Source organism: Nitratireductor aquimarinus, assembly GCF_017255295.1.
Classification (GTDB): domain Bacteria; phylum Pseudomonadota; class Alphaproteobacteria; order Rhizobiales; family Rhizobiaceae; genus Nitratireductor; species Nitratireductor aquimarinus.
The window spans coordinates 1-594 of the sequence record NZ_JAFKDE010000028.1 but is presented as its reverse complement, the minus strand read 5'-3'; the positions used below and the strand labels follow the sequence as shown (position 1 = coordinate 594).

At 66.3% G+C, this 594-nt stretch carries 1 protein-coding gene; it reads left to right on the top strand.

The genetic code is table 11. The features are described 5' to 3' along the window. The coding region (locus tag JYP46_RS22045; protein ID WP_206549375.1) for an Ig-like domain-containing protein at nucleotides 1-594 on the top strand (594 nt) is incomplete at both ends.

Below are 594 nucleotides of genomic sequence, written 5' to 3'. Positions count from 1 at the left end.
GACGACGGGTGGCACGAATCTGGGCGGCATTGCCGGGGCGTATGGCCAGCTTGTTCTGAACGCTGACGGCACCTACAGCTACACGCCGACGGCGGGGATGTCGGTGCCGGCGGGCTCGACGGATGTGTTCACCTACACGGTGATCGACGCCGATGGCGACACGGCGACGGCGGAACTGACCATCACCTTCTCGGGCGATGCGTTTGCGCCGAGCGCGACGAACCAGACGACGAGCCTGAGCGATGTTCCGGGCGACGACAGCGTTGCTGGCTCGCATGCGGACGGGTTTGCGCCGCAGTCGGACACGGGCGATCTGGCGTTCGACTTCGGCGGCGACGGCCCGGGCGGGTTCGTGTCTGCGGTCTATGACGGGGCGCTTGGTGCGGAAGTGACCAACAGCTCGACCGGCGGCGTGACGACGATCACGACGGATTACTGGACGCTCGAGATCAACGAGACGACGGGCGCGTACACCTTCACGCAGACTGCAGCCTATCCGCATGCGCCGGGGACGGCGACGGATCAGGGCAGCGTGGCGGTGACGATCGAAGACAGCGACGGCTCGACGGCTGTTGCGACGATCACGCTGAACAT